Raw genomic sequence first — 18,332 nt, 5'->3', positions numbered from 1 at the left:
CCGAGGGTTCGCGCGGTGCGAAACGCGCGCGGGGAGCCGCGGCATCCGAATTAGAATCGACGGGCGCCCGCACCCCGGCGCTCCCCCGTTCCGATGTGCCCGCGATCCGGGCCGCACTCTGCGAGGCTCCGTCATGTCCAGTGAAGCGATCACCGTCTCCATCCGCCGCGAGGTCGACCCCGCGCGCATCAGCGAGACCACGGAGTGGGTGCAGCGCGGCGTCAACATGGCGAACACGTACCCGGGTTTCCTCGGATCCGGATGGGTGCGCGCCGGTGCCGATTCGCACGTGTGGCACATGCTCTACCGCTTCGCCGACGAGGAGACGCTGGTCGCCTGGGAGGACTCGGCCGAGCGCGCGGCCTGGCTGGCGACCGGCGAGGGCCTCGTGCTCAGCGAGCGCTCGCGCCGCCGCAGCGGCATCGAGGGGTGGTTCGACGAGCCGGCGACCGGGTCGGTGACCGTGCAGACCGCCGAGGGCACGGCATCCGGCGCCATCGTCAAGGCGCCCCCGCGGTGGAAGCAGGCGGTGTCGATCTGGCTCGGGTTCTTCCCCGTGAACCTTCTCTTCACGTACGCCATGAGCCCGATCCCCGGCTGGAACGAGCTGCCGATCTGGCTGCGGGTACTGGCGACGACCCTCGTGCTCACGCCGATCATGACCTATTGGGTTCTGCCCTGGGTCACGCGCTCGCTGCGTCGCTGGCTCGCACGCTAGCTCTCGCGCACCCGCTCTCAGAGGGCGCGGATGCGCCAGGATGCCGCGTGCACGGCGCCCGGCTCGAGCACGACGAGGTCGGTCCCGGAGGTGAACGCGCCGGGCGGACAGGTCATCGGCTCGACCGCGAGTCCGAGCCGGTGCGTCGACGCTGTCTCGGGAGTGTCTGCCGTGTGCACCTGCACCCACGGGCAGCGCTCGTCGAAGCTGATCGCGACCCCGGAGCCGTCGTCGGTCGTGAGGCGCACCTCGGCGCTGCCGTCCGTGCGGGCGAGCCCGGTGAAGGCGTGGTCGATGAAGACGTCGTCGATCCGGCGTGCGGTGCGGAAATCCCACTCCGGATGCTCGGTCACCGGCTCGACGGCGACGGGACTCAGCCGGTCCGGCGTCACCGTGAGCACCTCGGATGCCGGAAGGCTGAGGGTCCAGGCATCGACGCTGCTCTCGCTCGACGACCCGCGAGAGGGGCCCGCCACGAGATACGGATGCGGTCCGGTGCCCCAGGGCGCGGCATCCGCCCCGAGGTTCCGTGCCGTCACCGTCTGCTCCAGACCGTTCGCGTCGAGGCGGTACTCCACCTCGACCTCGACGCGGAACGGGTACCCGGTCTGCGGCTCGATCACGGCAGCGAGCACGACGCGGTCGTCGAGCACGAGTCTGTCCTCGAACTCCGTCCACGCGAGCAGCCCGTGCAGGGCCTGCCCGCGCGCTGGCTCGGTGAGCGGGAGCTGGTGCTCGACGCCGCGGAAGCGGTACCGTCCGTCGACGATGCGGTTGGGCCACGGGGCCAGCGTCGCCCCGCGATAGGCCGGACGCACCTCGTCGGCCTCGAACGGCACGACGAGGTCGCGGCCCTCGAACGTCAGCGTGCGCAGCGTCGCGCCGACGCTCGCGATGTCGGCCTCGTAGCCGTGGGCGGCGAGGTGCAGCTGCCGGCCCGACCTCGGCACGGTCGCCATCACAGCCCCTGCGCCAGTCGGTAGTACGCCTGGTTCCAGCGCACCTGCTTCTGGAACTCGGGCAGCGTGGTGCTCTCGTCGATCACGAGCAGCTCGACCTCGGCCATCTCGGCGAAGTCGCGGAACGCCTCGATCCCGACGGCGGTCGACATGACCGTGTGGTGCGCCGCTCCGGCGGTGAGCCACGCGGCGGCCGAGGTCGTGAAGTCGGGGGCGGGCTTCCAGACCGCGCGGCCGACGGGGAGCTTCGGCAGCGCGGCGCGCGGCGCGACGTTCTCGACGACGTTCGCGGTGAGGCGGAACCGATCGCGCATGTCGCTCAGCGCGACCACGACAGCGGGGCCGGGGTCGGCGGTGAACACGAGGCGCACCGGGTCGTCCTTGCCGCCGATGCCGAGCGGATGGATCTCGAGCGTGGGCGTCGCGGTGCTCAGCGAGGGCGACACCTCGAGCATGTGCGCGCCGAGGATCAGCTCGTCACCGGGGGTCATGTCGTACGTGTAGTCCTCCATGAGACTCGCTCCACCGGGGAGCCCCGCACCCATGACGTTCGCGATGCGCACGAGGATCGCCGTCTTCCAGTCGCCCTCGGCGCCGAAGCCGTAGCCCTCCGCCATGAGCCGCTGCACGGCGAGACCGGGCAGCTGCGGCAGCGCGCCGAGGTCTTCGAACGACGTGGTGAAGGCCCCGAAGCCGCCCTCCTCGAGGAACGAGCGCAGTCCGATCTCGATGGCCGCGCCGTCGCGCAGCGACTGGTGCCGCTCGCCGCCGCGCCGCAGTTCGGGCGCGACCTCGTACAGCTCCTCGTACTCGGCGACGAGCGCGTCGATCTGCGCATCGGATGCCGCCGCCACGGCGTCCGCCAGCTCGTTCACACCCCAGGTGTTCACCTGCACGCCGAAGCGCAGCTCGGCCTCGGTCTTGTCACCCTCGGTCACCGCGACGTAGCGCATGTTGTCGCCGAAACGGGCGAGCTTCAGGTCGCGCGACGCGGCGAGCCCGGCGGCCGCCCGCTGCCAGACGCCGAGCTCGCGCTGCACGCGCGGATCGGACGCGTGGCCGACGATCGTCTTGCGCGGCACGCCGAGGCGGGTCTGGATGTAGCCGAACTCGCGGTCGCCGTGGGCGGCCTGGTTGAGGTTCATGAAGTCGAAGTCGATGTCGGCCCACGGCAGCTCGACGTTCGCCTGGGTGTGCAGGTGGGCGAGCGGCTTCTGCAGCGCATCGAGACCGGCGATCCACATCTTCGCGGGGCTGAACGTGTGCATCCAGGCGACGAGCCCGATGACCGCGTCGTCGGCGTTCGCCTCGAGCGCGATGCGCTTGATGGCCGCGGCATCCGTCAGCACCGGCTTCCAGACGATCCGCACGGGCACGTCGGCGGCGGTGTCGAGCAGTCGAGCGATCTCCTGCGACTGCTCGGCGACCTGCGCGAGCGTCTCGGGGCCGTACAGGTGCTGGCTGCCGGTGAGGAACCAGACCTCGTAGCCGTCGAGTGAGGTGGTGAGCGTCATGCGGTGCTGCCTTTCAGAGGGACGCGACGGCGGCGGCCTCGATGGCCAGCCCCGCCCGATAGCGGTCGAGATAGGTCGCGAAACCGGCGACGTCGGCGGGGTCGGGATCGGCGAGCGAGACGGATGCCGTGGCGAACACCGTCTCGTCGAGGTACTCCCCCAGCGACCGGTCGTCGGCGTGCGCGAGGTAGGACGCGAGCACGGCGATGCCCCAGGCGCCGCCCTCCGAGGCGAGGTCGCCGACCGCGACGGGTGCTCCCAGCGCCCCGGCGAGGAAGCGCTGGGCCACGCCCGCGGTGCGGAACATGCCCCCGTGCGCGAACATCCGGTCCAGTTCGACGCCCTCGTCGCTCAGCACCTGCATGCCCAGCGCGAGCGTGCCGAACACGCCGTAGAGCTGCGCCCGAATGACGTTGGCGAGGGTCAGGGCGCTGTCGGGCGTGCGCACGAAGAGCGGGCGTCCGGCGTCGAGCCCGGCGATGGGCTCGCCGGCGAGGTGGTTGTAGGCGAGCAGGCCACCGGCATCCGCCTCCCCGTCGAGGGCCTCGCGGAAGAGCAGGTCGAACACCTCGTCATCGTCGAGTGGCTGTCCGGCGGCCGCGGTGAACCGCGAGAACAGTCCCGCCCAGGCGGCGAGCTCGCTGGCGCCGTTGTTGCAGTGCACCATCGCCACGGCGTCGCCCGCCGGAGTGGTCACGAGGTCGAGCTCGTGATGCACCCCGGCGAGCGGTCGCTCCAGCACGACCATCGCGAAGATGCTCGTTCCCGCCGACACGTTGCCGGTGCGAGGGGCGACCGCGTTCGTCGCCACCATCCCGGTTCCGGCGTCGCCCTCCGGCGGGCAGAGCGGGATGCCGGGGCGCAAGGCACCGGTCGGGTCGAGCAGCGCCGCCCCCTCGTCTGTCAGCACGCCGGCCGGCGCTCCGGCGGGGCGCACCTCGGGCAGGATCTCGTCGAGGGGGCGGGGAAGCAGGTCGCCCGTCCGTGCGGCGTACGCGCGCAGCATCCGCTCGTCGTAGTCGCCGGTGGCGGAGTCGATGGGGAACATGCCCGAGGCGTCGCCCACCCCCAGCACCCGTTCGCCGGTAAGCCTCTCGTGCACGTATCCGGCGAGGGTGTTCACGCTCGCGATGCGCGGCACGTGCGATTCGTCGTCGAGCACGGCCTGATGCAGGTGGGCGATCGACCACCGCAACGGGATGTTGACGCCCAACAGCTCGCCGAGCTCGGCGGAGGCCGCGCCGGTGTTGGTGTTGCGCCAGGTGCGGAACGGCACGAGCAGCTCGCCCGCCTCGTCGAACGCGAGATAGCCGTGCATCATCGCGGAGATCCCGATCGCCCCGAACGCCGTGGGGCGGATGCCGTGCTGCTGCTCGGCATCGGCGACGAGCTCTGCGTACGCGGCCTGCAGGCCCGTCCACACCTCGGCGAGCGGGTAGGTCCACAGACCGTCCTCGAGGCGGTTCTCCCACGAGAACGAGCCGGTCGCGAGCACGGCGGTGGGATCGGAGCCGATCAGGCAGGCCTTGATGCGGGTCGATCCGAGCTCGATGCCCAGGCTCGTCCGGCCCTCGCGGAGGTCGTCGACGGCGCTCATCGGCGCGCGTCCTCGGTCTGGCCGTAGACGTTCTGGTACCGGTCGAACAGGCTGTCGATCGCGGCCTGCGGGATCGGGATCAGCGGTCCCGCCTCGCGGGCAAGGTGCACGGTGCGGGCGACGTCCTCGACCATCACGGCGGCCTTCACCGCATCCTTCGCATCGGCCCCGATCGTGAACGGGCCGTGGTTCTGCATGAGCACCGCGCGGGAGCGGTGGCCGCGCAGCGTCTCGACGATGCCGCGGCCGATCGAGTCGTCGCCGATGATCGCGAACGGGCCGACCGGGATCGGTCCCCCGAACTCGTCGGCCATCGCGGTGATGACGCAGGGGATCTCCTCGCCGCGCGCGGCCCAGGCCACGGCGTACGTCGAGTGCGTGTGGACGACGCCGCCGACGTCGGGCATGTTCCGGTAGACGTAGGCGTGCGCGGCGGTGTCGCTCGACGGCGAGCGGTCGCTGCCGGGCGTGCCTGGCACGACCACGCCGTCGAGGTCGCAGAGGATCATGTTCTCGGGTGCGAGGTCGTCGTAGCTCACGCCGCTGGGCTTGATCACGAACAGATCGGCACCGGGGACGCGGCCCGAGACGTTACCGCCGGTCCAGACGACGAGTCCGTAGCGGACCAGCTCGCCGTGCAGTCGGGCGACCTCGGCACGCATCACCGCGATGGCTGCGTCGACCTCGGCGGGAAAGGTGGGGGCTTCGTTGCTCACGGGACCTCGTGGTTTTCGGGACGGCGACTGTGACCGGTCACAGAAGTGTGTCACGGGGGCGTTACGACGTCAAGACACGCGAGGCGGGTCAGCGCGGCGGGGCGACGGAGTCGCGCCGCACCAGCACGGGGGCGACCGGCGACAGGTCGGGTGCCACCGCCTCTGCCCCGCCGATCACCGCGGCGACCGCACGGCGGGCGAGCTCGTCGAAGTCCTGCCGCACCGTCGTGAGCTTCGGCCAGTAGAAGGCCGCGTCGGGGATGTCGTCGAACCCGACGACGCTGATGTCGCCGGGCACGGACAGACCGGCCTCGTGCAGGCCGCCCAGGAGGCCGAGCGCCATCTGGTCGTTCGCGGCGAACACCGCCGTGACGGCCGCGGCGCGAACGGGGTCGACGGCCGCGTACCCCGAACCCGCTGACCAGTCCCCCGCGATCACGGGCCCCGCGGCGAGTCCGCGCGCCGCGAGCTCCGCCGCGAACCCCTCGGCCCGCGACTCGGCCTCGAGCCAGTCGGCGGGGCCCGCCAGGTGCGCGATGCGTGTGTGCCCGGCATCGGCGAGCGCAGCCACGGCGAGACGGGCACCGGCGGCCTGATCGACGGAGAGACCCCGTGCTCCCCGGTCGGCCGAGTGCAGGGTGACGACCGGCACGCCGATGCGCAGCTCGTCGAGCACCTCGAGGGTGCGCGCGTGCGGCGCGACGACGACGACGCCCTCCACGCCCTGCGCGACGAGGTGGTCGACCGCGGCCGCGACCGCCTCGGCATCCCCCGCGTCGGCGAACGCCGCGCTCACCCAGTAGCCCGCGCGTCGCGCCGACGCCTCGAGCGCCGCGATGCTGCGCGAGGGTCCGTACTGCAGGGCGTCGGATGCGAGGACGCCGAGCGTGCGCGACCGCCGGGTGCCGAGGGCGCGGGCGGCGTTGTTCATGCGGTACCCGAGCTCGTCCATCGCGGCGACGACGCGCTCGCGGGTCGACTCGGCCACCTCGGGGTGATCGTTCAGGACGCGCGAGACGGTCTGCCGGGAGACTCCGGCGAGTGTCGCCACGTCGCGGACGCCCACGGTGCGTCGCCGCTCGTCGCTCATGTCACCCACGCGGACGAGTGTATGCCGCGCGGCCCTCGTCGCCCGACGGCGTGCCACTCTGGTGACATGCGCATCGCACTCACCGGATCATCGGGCAAGCTCGGCAGCGTCGTCGCGCGGGAGCTCCGCGCCCAGGGCTACGAGGTCATCGGCATGGACGTCGCGGGAGTCCGCGGGCCGGACTTCGTGCAGGTCGACCTCACGGACTACGGCCAGGTGGTCGACGCGCTCACCGCGGTCGGCGATCGACACGACGGGATCGACGCCGTCGTGCACCTGGGCGCCATCCCCGCTCCGGGCATCCGCAGCGACGTCGCGACCTTCCACAACAACATGCCGGCCACGTTCAACGTGTTCTGGGCGGCGGTGCGGCTCGGCATCCGTCGCATCGTCTACGCGTCGAGCGAGACCGTTCTCGGCCTGCCGTTCGACGTGCCGCCGCCGTACGTCCCCGTCGACGAGGACTACCCGGCGCGGCCCGAGTCGGTGTACTCGCTCGTGAAGACGCTCGAGGAGCACCTGGCGACGGAGCTCGTTCGCTGGCACCCGGATCTGTCGATCACGGCGCTGCGGTTCTCGAACGTGATGAACCCGGAGGACTACGCCGAGTTCCCCTCCTTCGACGCCGATGCCCGTCTGCGCAAATGGAATCTGTGGGGCTACATCGACGCGCGCGACGGCGCCCAGGCCGTGCAGCGCGCGCTCGAGGTCGCGGCGCCCGGCTTCGACCGGTTCATCATCGCCGCGGCCGACACCGTGATGTCGCGACCCAACGACGAGCTGCTCGCCGAGGTGTTCGCCGACGTGCCGGTGAAGGGCGAGTTCGGCCCGAACGAGACCCTGCTCTCGATCGACAGGGCGCGCCGGGTGCTGGGCTTCGACCCGCAGCACTCCTGGCGCGACCACGTCTAGCCGCTTTCGAATAGCGCAAATGGTCACTTTTCGGCCGGTGGAGTTACCAGTTGCGCGATTCGAAAGCGACCACGTCACGCGTCGGGGGTGTCCCTCGGCAGCACCGTCAGCACCCGCTCGATGTGATCGCGGAACTCCGCCATGTAGCCGCGCAGGAAGTCGGCCGTGTCGGGGTGCGAGACCGTGCCGTCATCGGAGTAATGCTCGGGCGTGAACTGGATGTACGCCTCCGGTGCCGTCATCTGCCTCGCGTTGCAGAAGCTGAGCACCCCGCGCAGGCTCTGCTGGGCGACCGCGGTGCCGATCGCGCCGACCGAGGCCCCGATGACGGCTGCCGGGATGTGGTCGAAGGAGTTCTGTCCCCAGGGGCGCGACGCCCAGTCGATCGCATTCTTGAGCCCGCCGGGGATCGACCGGTTGTACTCGGGCGTCACGAAGAGCACGGCATCCGCGGAATCGATGGCCTCCTTCAGCGCCTGGGCGACCGGCGGGTAGGAGTCGTCGAAGTCCTGGCTGTACAGCGGCAGGTCCTTGATCGGGATCTCGAAGAACTCCAGGTCGTCGGGCGCCAGCGCGATCAGCGCGTGCGCGAGGGTCCGGTTGATCGACGTCGACGACAGACTTCCGACGAAGTATCCGACTCTGTATCCCATGTGAGCTCCCTCGCTTCCGGCGCCGAGTCCGATGCCCGGCGGTCGGTCCAGTCTCGCCCCGAGATCCCGCCGCGTCCACCCTCGCTCCGACGAGAGGCGGGATCAGAGGCCGAGATGCTCCAGGTACGGGTTGACCAGCCGCCGCTGCGGATCCATGCGGGCCGCCAGGTCGGCGAAGTCGGCCCATCGTGGGTAGCGCGAACGCATCTCTGCGCCGTCGAGCGTGGACACCTTGCCCCAGTGCGGTCGCGCGGTCGCGGGCAGTGCCGCCTCGAGCGTCGGCAGGAAGGCGCGCACGGCGGCCTCATCGGGCTTCCAGGTGAAGTGGATGCCGACGGCATCCGTCCCGTGCGATGAGCTCAGCCACAGCTCGTCGGCCGCGACCGTGCGGATCTCGTTGACGAGCAGCAGCGGCGTGATCTGGCCGGCCAGCGTGCGCACGGCCTGGATGGCCGCGACGGCGTCGGAGCGCGGCACGAGGTACTCGCTCTGGATCTCGGCGCCCGCCGACGGTGTGAACTCGAGCTTGAAGTGCGGGAGGCGCTCGGACCACGGCCCCGGGACACCCAGCTGCTCGGTGCAGGCGACGGGGTCGACGCCGAGGATCGGGTGGCGTTTCGTGGTCGCCGACTCACCGCCGAGGCGGTCGAAGAGGTCGGCCCTGGTCAGTTCGCGCGCCTCGGGAAGGCGCTGCTTGACCCACATCTGGTCGGCCTGATCGGTGTGCTGCCACGTCGAGAAGATGCTCACGCTCGTGCCGACGCCGGTCACGTCGTCGAAGTCGGCGAGGATCGCATCCCACGACGGGTGCTCGAACACGTGCTGCGCGACGTCGTAGGTCGGCTCGACGTCGAGCGTGAGGTCGACCACTGCGCCCAGCGCGCCGAGGCTCACGACCGCGCCGTCGAAGTCGGGTTCGCCGCGGCGCAGCGTCCGCACGTCGCCGGACGGGGTGACGATCGTGAGGGCGCGCACGGCGCTCGCGAGCGAGCCGATGGCGTCTCCCGATCCGTGTGTGCCGGTGGCCACGGCTCCGGCGACCGAGATGTGCGGGAGCGAGGCGAGGTTCGCCAGCGCGAGCCCCTCCGCGACGAGCCGGGGTGCCAGATCGCCGTACCGCAGCCCGCCCGAGACGCGGACGGCATCGCGCGCCTCGTTCACCTCGATCACCGCCGGCATCCGATCGAGCGCCACGAGCACGCCGTCCGTGTCGGCGATGTCGTTGAAGCAGTGGCGTGACCCCAGCATCCGGATCGGACCGCCCTGCGCGACGAGCCCCTGCAACTCGTCGATCGACGACGGATGCTCGATGCGCGATGCCCGGTATGCGACGTTGCCTGCCCAGTTGCGTTCGATCGTCATGGCGCCATGATAGTCAGCACGTTCGGCCGTACATCGTTGTAACCAGCACGCGGCGGCGAGCGCGGATAGGCTGACCGGATGACCGCGGTGCCGCCTCCCCGAGCCACGATGAAAGACGTCGCCGCGCTCGCCGGCGTCTCGCCGAAGACCGTCTCGAACGTCGTCACCGGCACGACGACGGTGAGCGAGGAGACCCGCCGCAAGGTCGAGGCGGCGATGGCGCAGCTGGACTTCGTGCCGAACCTCAGCGCGCGGGGGCTGCGCAAGGGACGCTCCGGGATCATCGCGGTCGCCCTCCCCGACCTCGCGACCGCGTTCTCGGCCGAGCTCATGCATCGGATCGTCGACGCCGCGCACGACCGCGGGCTCGCCGTGCAGATCGAGGAGACCGCGATCGACCCCGAGCGGGAGCGCGAGCTCGTCTCGCGGGCCCGCGCGCATCTCGTCGACGGGCTGATCCTCAACCCGATCCGGCTCGAGGACAGCGTGCTGAGGTACGCCGACCGGCTGCCGCCGCTCGTGGTGCTCGGTGAGGTCGAGCAGAACCGCGCCGATCACGTACGCATCGACAGCCGCCGGGCGGCGGCCGAGGTCGCCCGGCACGTGCTGGCGCGAGGCGCGCGACGCATCGCCGTGATCGGCGCAGACGACGACCCGAACTTCGCCACCGCGACGAGCAGACTGCGCCTCGAGGGGGTGCACGACGCCCTCCGCGAGGCGGGCATCCCTCGAGACACCGCGCTCGAGGTCAACCCGATGCCGTGGTCGATGACCGGCGGCGCGCTCGGCGTCGAGACCCTGTTCCGTCGCGGTGTCGCCTTCGACGCGATCATCGCGTTCACCGACAGCCTGGCGCTCGGCGCGCTGCACGCCCTGCACGACCACAGCGTGCGGGTTCCGCACGACGTCATCGTGACCGGCTTCGACGACGTGGAGTTCTCGCGCTACACCTCGCCCGCGCTCACGACCGTCGCGTTCGACCGCCGCGCGTTCGCCGATGCGGCGCTCGCCCTGCTGGAGTCGCGCATGGACGACCGCACGGTGCCGCCACGAGGCCTGACGCTCTCGCACCAGCTCCTCGAACGGGCGAGCACCGAGGGCAGCCCCGCCGGCTACCACCCCTGATCCGGGGCGCTGTCGTGCTCCGGAACTCGCTCTTGCTCCGCGATTACATCGATGTAATGATGTAGCGACCCTGACCGCAGTCACGAAGGAGTGACGATGACGCCCCCGCTCGATCTGTCCAGACGGCAGTTCCTCACCGCCGCCTCCGTCATGGCCGGCGCCGCCCTGCTCGCAGGATGCGCACCGGGCACGACCCCCGGCTCGACCGCGAAGACGCTGCAGTTCTGGCATCTGCTGTCGGGCGGCGACGGCGTCACGATGTCGCAGCTGCTCGACACGGCGAACGCCGCGCAGAGCGCCTACCGCGTCCGCCCCACGGTGCTGGCCTGGGGCACCCCGTACTACACCAAGCTCGCCATGGCCGGAGCAGGCGGCCGCGCCCCCGATGTCGCGATCATGCACGCCACCCGCACCGTGGGCTGGGCGCCGGGCGGCCTGCTCGACCCGTGGGATCTCGATGAGCTCGCATCCCTCGGCGTCGACTCCTCCGCCTTCCCGAAGCCCATCTGGGAGAAGGGCTTCGTCGGCGAGAACATGTACAGCGTCGCGCTCGACGCCCACCCGTTCGTGGCGATGTTCAACAGCGACATCTGCGACGCGGCGGGCGTGCTCGACAGCGAGGGACGACTGCTGCCCACCACGTCGCCCGAGGAGTTCGTCGATCAGCTGCGCGCGATCGGCGGCTCCGCCGAGGGGCATGCGCTCTCGTTCGGCTACCTCGGCGACGGCGCGCAGATGTGGCGCCTCTTCTACACCTTCTACTCGCAGCACGGCGCCGCGATGGAGCTGCCGGCCGGCGGCACGGCGGTGATCGACAAGGATGCCGCCGTCGAGGCGCTCACGCTCATGACCACCCTGCTCGACGGCGAGATCGCCCTCGCCCAGGCCGACTACGGCAGCGCGATCGCCGAGTTCGCGACGGGCAAGAGCGGGATGCTGTTCACCGGCGTCTGGGAGCTGCGCACCATGCAGAGCGCCGACCTGCCGTTCGACGCCACCATGATCCCGACGCTCTATGGCACTCCCGCGGTCTACGCCGATTCGCACTCCTTCGTGCTCCCGCACCAGACCAACGCCGATCCCGACAAGCGCGCGCTGACGTACCGTTTCGTCGCCGACATGCTCAAGGGCTCGTTCGGCTGGGCCGAGGCCGGTCACATCCCCGCGTTCCTCCCGGTCACCGAGTCGCCCGAGTACGACGACCTCATCCCCCAGGCGCACTACGCGGAGGCGGCGCAGCACGTCGTCTACGACCCCACGGCGTGGTTCACCGGCTCCGGATCGAACTTCCAGAGCGAGTTCGGCGCGGCCGTGCAGGGCGTTCTGCTGTCGGGCGATGACCCGGCAGCAGCGATCGACCGCTTCGAGGCGCGGGTCAACGCGCTCCTGCGACAGCCCAATCCGGCTGACCCGGAGGGGGCGTTCGCGTCATGACCGCCGTCACCGATTCCACGCGCACCATCGTCACCGGCTCGCGCACGACGCCCCGCGGCCGGCGGGCGGGCTCCCGCGGGCGCGAGCAGCTCATCAGCTGGGCGTTCCTCGCGCCGTTCCTCGTCGCGTTCGCCCTGTTCCTCGTCTGGCCGATCATCCACGGCATCATCCTGAGCTTCACCGACCAGTCCCTCACGGGCGCCGGCGGCGCGTTCGTCGGGTTCGCGAACTACGCCGAAGCCCTCGGCGACCCGAAGATGTGGCAGTCGATGGGCAACACGGTGTGGTTCACGCTGCTGTCGACCGTTCCGCTCGTCGTGATCGCCCTGCTCATGGCGGCGCTCGTCGACCGCGGCATCCCCGGTCAATGGCTGTGGCGTCTGTCGTTCTTCATGCCGTTCCTGCTCGCCTCGACGGTGATCTCGCAGATCTGGGTCTGGATCTTCAATCCGCAGGTGGGCGCGGCCAACAACATCCTCGAGTTCTTCGGACTCGAGCCGATCGCCTGGCTGCAGAACCCCGACACGAACATGCTCTCGATCGTGATCGCGACCGTGTGGTGGACCGTCGGATTCAACTTCCTCCTCTACCTCGCAGCGATGCAGAACATTCCGCCGCAGCAGTACGAGGCGGCATCCCTCGACGGGGCCGGCGCATGGCGCCAGTTCTGGTCGATCACGCTCCCGCAGCTCGGCCCGGCGACGGTCCTCATCCTCATCCTGCAGATCCTCGCCTCGCTCAAGCTGTTCGACCAGGCGTACCAGATGCTCGGAGGGGTCGCGAGCGACACGACCCGCTCGATCGTGCAGTACATCTACGAAGCCGGTTTCGTGAGCTACCGGTTCGGCTACTCGGCCGCGATCTCGTACGTCTTCTTCGCCCTCATCGTCATCATCGGCGTCGCGCAGGCGCTCATCACGCGCCGCCGGAAGGAGCAGCTCTGATGTCCACCACCACGACCACCGCTCCCACCGCCACCGAGACGATCACGACCGCCGCGACCGGAGCACCGCGCCGCACCCGCCTGCCCGGCCAGAAGCCGTTCGGCCCGCTTCGAATCACGGCGTTCGTCGTGCTGCTCCTGCTCGCCGTCGGCTGGCTGCTGCCCTTCCTCTGGGCGGTCGCGACCGCCTTCAAGACCGAGACGGATGCCGCGTCGGGCGACCCCGGATGGATCGGCGCCTCCGGACCGACGATCGACGCGTTCGTCGCGATCCTGTCGCAGGGCAACGTCTACACCTGGGCGTTCAACAGCCTGTGGACCTCGGCGGCGATCACGCTGATCACGCTCGCCATCTCCGCGCTGGCGGCATACGCCCTCTCGCGGCTCGACTCCACCGGCCGTCGGTGGCTGTTCGTCGTGATCATCGCCTCGATCGTCGTGCCGCCGCAGGTGCTGATCATCCCGCTGTTCTACGAGATGCTCGCGTTCAACCTCATCGACACGTACTGGGGCCTCATCCTCCCGCAGGTGGTCGCCCCGGCGATGGTGTTCATCCTCAAGCGGTTCTTCGACGCTGTTCCGATCGAGCTCGAAGACGCCGCGCGGGTCGACGGCGCGGGACGGTTCCGCATCTTCTGGTCGATCGTGCTGCCGCTCTCGCGGCCGATCCTCGCCTCCGTCGCGATCTTCGTGTTCATCACCGCGTGGAACAACTTCCTCTGGCCGTTCCTCGTCGTAGGCGACACGACGCTCATGACGCTGCCGGTCGGGCTCCAGACGGTGATCAGTGCCTACGGCGTGCAGTACGCGCAGGTCATGGCGCAGGCGGTGCTCGCCGCCGTACCGCTCATCGTCGTGTTCCTCATCTTCCAGAAGCAGATCGTCAAGGGAGTCGCGACCAGCGGCTTCGGCGGTCAGTAGTCCCGCATCCCCACCCATCACGGCCCACTGCAAGGAGAGCAATGTCTCAGGCCCGCATCACCATCGACCGCGACTTCACGATCGCCGACGTCCCCCGGAGGCTCTTCGGCTCGTTCGTCGAGCACATGGGGCGCTGCGTGTACACCGGCATCTACGAACCGGGTCACCCGCAGGCCGACGAGCGCGGCTTCCGTCAGGACGTCCTCGCGCTGGTGAAGGAGATGGGACCGACCGTCGTCCGCTACCCCGGCGGCAACTTCGTCTCGGGGTACCGCTGGGAAGACGGCGTCGGCCCGGCCGAGGACCGCCCGGTGCGCATCGACGGCGCATGGCACACGATCGAGACCAACGCCTTCGGCCTGCACGAGTTCATGGACTGGGCGAAGGATGCCGAGGTCGAGGTGATGGAGGCGATCAACCTCGGCACCCGCGGAGTCGAGGAGGCCAGGGCGCTCGTCGAGTACGCGAACCACCCCTCAGGCACCTACTGGTCGGACCTGCGGCGCAAGAACGGTGCCGAGCAGCCCTTCGACATCAAGTTGTGGTGCCTCGGCAACGAGCTCGACGGCCCGTGGCAGATCGGCGGCAAGACCGCGACCGAGTACGGCCGGCTCGCACAGGAGGCCGCGAAGGCGATGCGCCTGGTCGACCCGACGATCGAGCTGGTGGCCGTCGGGTCGTCCGGGCGCTCGATGCCGACCTTCGGCACCTGGGAGCACACGGTGCTCACTCATGCCTACGACGAGGTCGACTTCGTCTCGATGCACGCCTACTACCAGGAGCACGACGGCGACGCCGAGTCGTTCCTCGCCGAGTCGGTCGACATGGACGCCTTCATCGAGGGAGTCATCGCGACCGTCGACGCGGTCAAGGCCGCCGGCAAGCACACCAAGCAGATCGACATCTCGTTCGACGAGTGGAACGTGTGGGACCAGGTGAAGTACAACGACGTGGAGGCGAAGGAGATCGCGAAGGCCGGCTGGCGACAGCATCCGCGTCTCATCGAGGACACGTACAACGTCACGGACGCCGTCGTGGTCGGCACCCTGCTCAACAGCCTGCTGCGCCACGGCGACCGCGTGAAGATCGCCAACCAGGCCCAGCTCGTGAACGTGATCGCGCCGATCCGGTCGGAGGAGGGCGGGGCCGCGTGGCGCCAGACGAGCTTCTGGCCCTTCGAGCGGATGGCGCGCCTGGCGAAGGGGCGCATCCTGCGTCTCGCCGTCTCGGCCCCGCAGATCGAGACGAAGCGCTACGGCGGGGTGGATGCCGTCGACGCCGCCGCCACCTGGGACGAGGCGTCCGGACGGGTCGTCGTCTTCGTGGCGAACCGCTCGCTCGCCGAGGAGAGCGACCTCACGGTCGACCTGCACGGCCTCGGGGACCTGCGCGTCGTGAACGCCGAGACCCTGACGATCCCGGAGGGCGGCGACCGCCACACGTCGAACCTGGAGACGACCCCGGATGCCGTGCACATGGTGCCTCTCGGCGCGGCCGAGGTCGTCGACGGCGCCGTGCGGGCGACCCTGCCGCCGCTGTCGTGGTCGGTGATCGAGCTGGCGTAGCCCCGGTCGTCGAGCGAGCCCGGCGAAGCCGAGCGAGACGAAACGCGGTGAGAATGCGTCCAACGCCCCTCACCGCGTTTCGTCTCGGTGCTTCTCTCCTCGCTCAACGACCTCTGTCAGGGGTCACCGGCTTCTCTCCCGCTTCGACGAGCGACAGCGGGTCGGCGATGTCCTCGAGCGACTTGCCCGCCGCGCTCACGCCGAAGATCCCGCACACGACCCCGCCGAAGATCATGATCCCCGAGCCGAGCACGTACCCCCAGAACAGCGGACCGCGGTCTCCGGTCTCGGCGCTCTGACCGATCAGCGAGCCGTAGAGCACCGGAGCGATCGCGCCGACGAGCTGGCCGATCGAGAAGACGTACGAGATGACCTGGCTGCGCAGCTCCAGCGGGAAGATCTCGCTGACGGTGAGATATGCCGCCGAGGCGCCGGCTGAGGCGAAGAAGAACGAGGCGCACCAGAAGGCCGTGTGGGTGCCGGCGTTCAGCACTCCCGCGTTGAACAGGAAGGCGCTGACGAGCAGGATCGACCCCGCGAGGACGTAGGTGAGGAACAGCATCCGTCGCCGTCCCCACGTGTCGAAGAAGTGGCCGAGCACGAGTGCGCCGGCGAGGTTGCCGACCGCGAAGATGATGAAGTACTGCGACGCCGACGCGGGTGGGGTGTCGTAGAAGTTCTCGAGTACGAGCGCGTAGGTGAAGAAGATCGCGTTGTAGAGGAACGACTGCGTCACCATCATCGTGATCCCGACGAGGGTCCGCCGCGGATACTTCTTGAAGAGCACCTTCGCGATCACGAGGAACGGCACCTGGCCGTACTCCTTCACGGTGATCGCCTTCGACTCGTCGACGGGCGGGATCTCCTTGCCCTCCTCGCGGATGCGCTTCTCGATGCCGTCGACGTTGCGCTCGGCCTCGTCCTCGCGGCCGTGCGTCATCTGCCAGCGGGGGCTCTCGGGGATGTGTCGGCGCAGCCAGATGATCAGCAGTCCGAGGATCGGCCCCAGGAAGAAGCTGAGGCGCCAGCCGAGGTCCTCCGGGAGGATGTCGGTGTTCAGGAAGAACAGGTTCGCGACGGCGCCGAGGGCCGCACCGCCCCAGTACGTGCCGTTGATGGCGATGTCGACGCGTCCGCGGTACTTCGCCGGGATGATCTCGTCGATCGCCGAGTTGATCGCCGCGTACTCCCCGCCGATGCCGGCGCCGGCGACGAAGCGCCAGATGTAGAAGAACCACGGCGCGAACGCGAGGCCGGCGACCGCTGATCCGACCAGGTACACCGCGAGCGACAGGATGAAGAGCTTCTTGCGCCCGAGCCGGTCGGTGAGGCGCCCGAACACCAGCGCGCCGAAGACCTGGCCGAGCAGGTAGCAGGTACCGGCGAGGCCGACCTCCGCCGGTCCCATGCCGAGGGTCGCCGCGTAGCCGTTCGCAGCGACGATCTGCACCTCGAGGCCGTCGAGGATCCATGAGAACCCGAGCCCGACGACGATCATCCAGTGGAATCGCGCCCAGGGCAGCCGGTCCATGCGCGCGGGGACGAGCGACCGGACCTCCTTGACGTTGACATCCGACGCGGACATGGAGCCTCCTTCACACAGGACCACCGAGGTCCCGGATCAGTGATACTCCTCCGACGCGATTCGGCGCGACCGCTTGATTCCGAGCGCGCCGCGCGCTAAGCGTCAGCTCTGCACGTGCCTCTCGTCGACGCCGTCGTAGTGCGAGAGCGGACGGATCAGCGCGTTCGCGCTCGCCTGCTCGATGACGTGCGCGGTCCACCCCGTCACCCGCGCGGCGACGAACAGCGGCGTGAAGGTGAGCGTGTCGAAGCCGATGAGGTTGTACGCCGGTCCCGACGGGTAGTCGAGGTTCGGGTGGATGCCCTTGCGCGCCACGAAGTCCGACTCGAGGGCGTCGTACAGCGCGGCGACCTCGGGCTTGTCGTAGTGCGCGACGAGCGTGTCGAGCGCCGCCTTCATGGTCGGCACCCGCGAATCGCCGTTCTTGTACACGCGGTGCCCGAAGCCCATGATCTTGCGCTTCTCGGCAAGGGCCTTGTCGAGCCACGCCTCGACGTTCCCGGCATCCCCGATCTCGTCGAAGATGTGCAGCACGGCCTCGTTCGCGCCGCCGTGCAGCGGTCCCTTGAGGGCGCCGATCGCGCCGACCACGGCCGAGTACAGGTCGCTGAGCGTCGAGGTGATGACCCGCGCGGTGAAGGTCGACGCATTGAACGAGTGCTCCGCGTACAGGATCATCGAGCGGTTGAAGGCGTCGACGACCACGGGGTCGGGCTCCTCGCCGAACGTCATCCAGAGGAAGTTCGAGGAGTAGTCGAGGTCGTCGCGCGGCTCGATGATCGCGTGCCCGCGACGACGACGCTGTCCGTAGGCGACGATCGCCGGAAGAGCGGCGAAGAGGCGGATGCTGCGCTCGAGGTTCTCTTCGGGGCTCCCGCCCGCGTTGAGCACCGAGCCCCCGGCGCCGGGATCGGAGGCCCCGATCACGCTCACCGCCGTGCGCACCTCGTCCATGGGGTGCGCCTCGAGCGGGATGAGGTCGATCGCCTGCTTGACGTTCTCGGCGAGCGCGCGGTGTCTGCGCTCTTCATGGCGGAAGGCGGCGAGCTCCTCGGGGGTCGGCAGCTCACCGTGCCACAGCAGGTAGGCGACGGCCTCGAACGGCTGGGTGTCGGCCAGCTCCTGCACGGGGTACCCGCGGTAGAGCAGGCTGTTCGTCTCGGGGTTGACCTTCGAGATCGCCGTGGTGTCGACGACGACCCCCGCGAGACCCTTCCTGATGTCCGGTTCGCTCATGC

At 69.9% G+C, this 18,332-nt stretch carries 16 protein-coding genes; 7 read left to right on the top strand and 9 right to left on the bottom strand.

The features are described from left to right. Positions 1–133: 133 nt before the first annotated feature. Complete coding sequence (locus RAC81_RS12615) at positions 134–718, top strand: antibiotic biosynthesis monooxygenase (RefSeq protein ID WP_375082674.1); 585 nt, start codon at positions 134–136, stop codon at positions 716–718. 17 nt (positions 719–735) lie between these two features. On the opposite strand, the gene RAC81_RS12610 is transcribed toward RAC81_RS12615, so the two are convergent. The 5 genes from RAC81_RS12610 to RAC81_RS12590 all read right to left on the bottom strand — a co-directional run bounded on the left by RAC81_RS12610 (position 736) and on the right by RAC81_RS12590 (position 6,594). Beyond that, a complete protein-coding gene (locus RAC81_RS12610; protein WP_375082673.1) occupies positions 736–1,677 on the bottom strand; it encodes an aldose 1-epimerase family protein in 942 nt (313 codons plus the stop codon). Then, on the bottom strand, positions 1,677–3,191 hold the full coding sequence (gene araA, locus RAC81_RS12605; protein ID WP_375082672.1) for an L-arabinose isomerase: 1,515 nt from the start codon (positions 3,189–3,191) through the stop codon (positions 1,677–1,679). The genes RAC81_RS12610 and araA overlap by 1 nt, the downstream gene beginning before the upstream one ends. A gap of 13 nt (positions 3,192–3,204) precedes the next feature. Then, positions 3,205–4,788, bottom strand: a complete 1,584-nt coding sequence (locus tag RAC81_RS12600; RefSeq protein ID WP_375082671.1) for a xylulokinase — start codon at positions 4,786–4,788, stop codon at positions 3,205–3,207. Then, on the bottom strand, positions 4,785–5,450 hold the full coding sequence (locus RAC81_RS12595) for an L-ribulose-5-phosphate 4-epimerase (protein ID WP_375082902.1): 666 nt from the start codon (positions 5,448–5,450) through the stop codon (positions 4,785–4,787). Before RAC81_RS12595 ends, RAC81_RS12600 begins: the two co-directional genes overlap by 4 nt. A gap of 142 nt (positions 5,451–5,592) precedes the next feature. Continuing rightward, the gene (locus RAC81_RS12590; protein ID WP_375082901.1) at positions 5,593–6,594 is read right to left on the bottom strand and encodes a LacI family DNA-binding transcriptional regulator; all 1,002 of its coding nucleotides are present in this window, start codon (positions 6,592–6,594) and stop codon (positions 5,593–5,595) included. A gap of 66 nt (positions 6,595–6,660) precedes the next feature. On the opposite strand from RAC81_RS12590, the gene RAC81_RS12585 reads away from it, so the two are divergent. Further along, positions 6,661–7,506: an NAD-dependent epimerase/dehydratase family protein gene (locus tag RAC81_RS12585; RefSeq protein ID WP_375082670.1), complete on the top strand. Its 846-nt coding sequence runs from the start codon at positions 6,661–6,663 to the stop codon at positions 7,504–7,506. A 74-nt stretch (positions 7,507–7,580) separates the two neighbouring features. Here RAC81_RS12585 and RAC81_RS12580 read toward each other — a convergent pair whose 3' ends face one another. Further along, complete coding sequence (locus tag RAC81_RS12580) at positions 7,581–8,159, bottom strand: NADPH-dependent FMN reductase (protein ID WP_375082669.1); 579 nt, start codon at positions 8,157–8,159, stop codon at positions 7,581–7,583. A gap of 102 nt (positions 8,160–8,261) precedes the next feature. Next, the gene (locus RAC81_RS12575; RefSeq protein ID WP_375082668.1) at positions 8,262–9,521 is read right to left on the bottom strand and encodes an FAD-binding protein; all 1,260 of its coding nucleotides are present in this window, start codon (positions 9,519–9,521) and stop codon (positions 8,262–8,264) included. A gap of 78 nt (positions 9,522–9,599) precedes the next feature. On the opposite strand from RAC81_RS12575, the gene RAC81_RS12570 reads away from it, so the two are divergent. The 5 genes from RAC81_RS12570 (at position 9,600) to RAC81_RS12550 (ending at position 15,509) form a co-directional block, all read left to right on the top strand. Then, entirely contained in the window at positions 9,600–10,646 is a 1,047-nt protein-coding gene (locus RAC81_RS12570) for a LacI family DNA-binding transcriptional regulator (protein WP_375082667.1), read from the top strand. 96 nt (positions 10,647–10,742) lie between these two features. Further along, the gene (locus tag RAC81_RS12565) at positions 10,743–12,080 is read left to right on the top strand and encodes an extracellular solute-binding protein (protein ID WP_375082666.1); all 1,338 of its coding nucleotides are present in this window, start codon (positions 10,743–10,745) and stop codon (positions 12,078–12,080) included. Beyond that, on the top strand, positions 12,077–13,024 hold the full coding sequence (locus RAC81_RS12560) for a carbohydrate ABC transporter permease (protein ID WP_375082665.1): 948 nt from the start codon (positions 12,077–12,079) through the stop codon (positions 13,022–13,024). The genes RAC81_RS12565 and RAC81_RS12560 overlap by 4 nt, the downstream gene beginning before the upstream one ends. Continuing rightward, on the top strand, positions 13,024–13,944 hold the full coding sequence (locus RAC81_RS12555; RefSeq protein WP_375082664.1) for a carbohydrate ABC transporter permease: 921 nt from the start codon (positions 13,024–13,026) through the stop codon (positions 13,942–13,944). Before RAC81_RS12560 ends, RAC81_RS12555 begins: the two co-directional genes overlap by 1 nt. Positions 13,945–13,985: 41 nt before the next feature. Continuing rightward, positions 13,986–15,509, top strand: coding sequence for an alpha-N-arabinofuranosidase (locus RAC81_RS12550; RefSeq protein WP_375082663.1), 1,524 nt, complete (start codon positions 13,986–13,988; stop codon positions 15,507–15,509). Between the two features lie 103 nt (positions 15,510–15,612). Here the strand turns inward: RAC81_RS12550 and RAC81_RS12545 are convergent, their stop codons facing one another. Further along, positions 15,613–17,094 (bottom strand): MFS transporter, encoded by a 1,482-nt coding sequence (locus tag RAC81_RS12545; RefSeq protein WP_375082662.1) that lies wholly within the window; start codon positions 17,092–17,094, stop codon positions 15,613–15,615. A 102-nt stretch (positions 17,095–17,196) separates the two neighbouring features. Next, a complete protein-coding gene (locus RAC81_RS12540) occupies positions 17,197–18,330 on the bottom strand; it encodes a bifunctional 2-methylcitrate synthase/citrate synthase (protein ID WP_375082661.1) in 1,134 nt (377 codons plus the stop codon). Between the last annotated feature and the right edge of the window lie 2 nt (positions 18,331–18,332).

This window comes from Microbacterium sp. CR_7 (genome assembly GCF_041954755.1).
In the GTDB taxonomy this organism is placed as follows: domain Bacteria; phylum Actinomycetota; class Actinomycetes; order Actinomycetales; family Microbacteriaceae; genus Microbacterium.
Note: the sequence above shows the minus strand (reverse complement) of the source record. Positions and strands in the feature narration are given on the sequence as shown.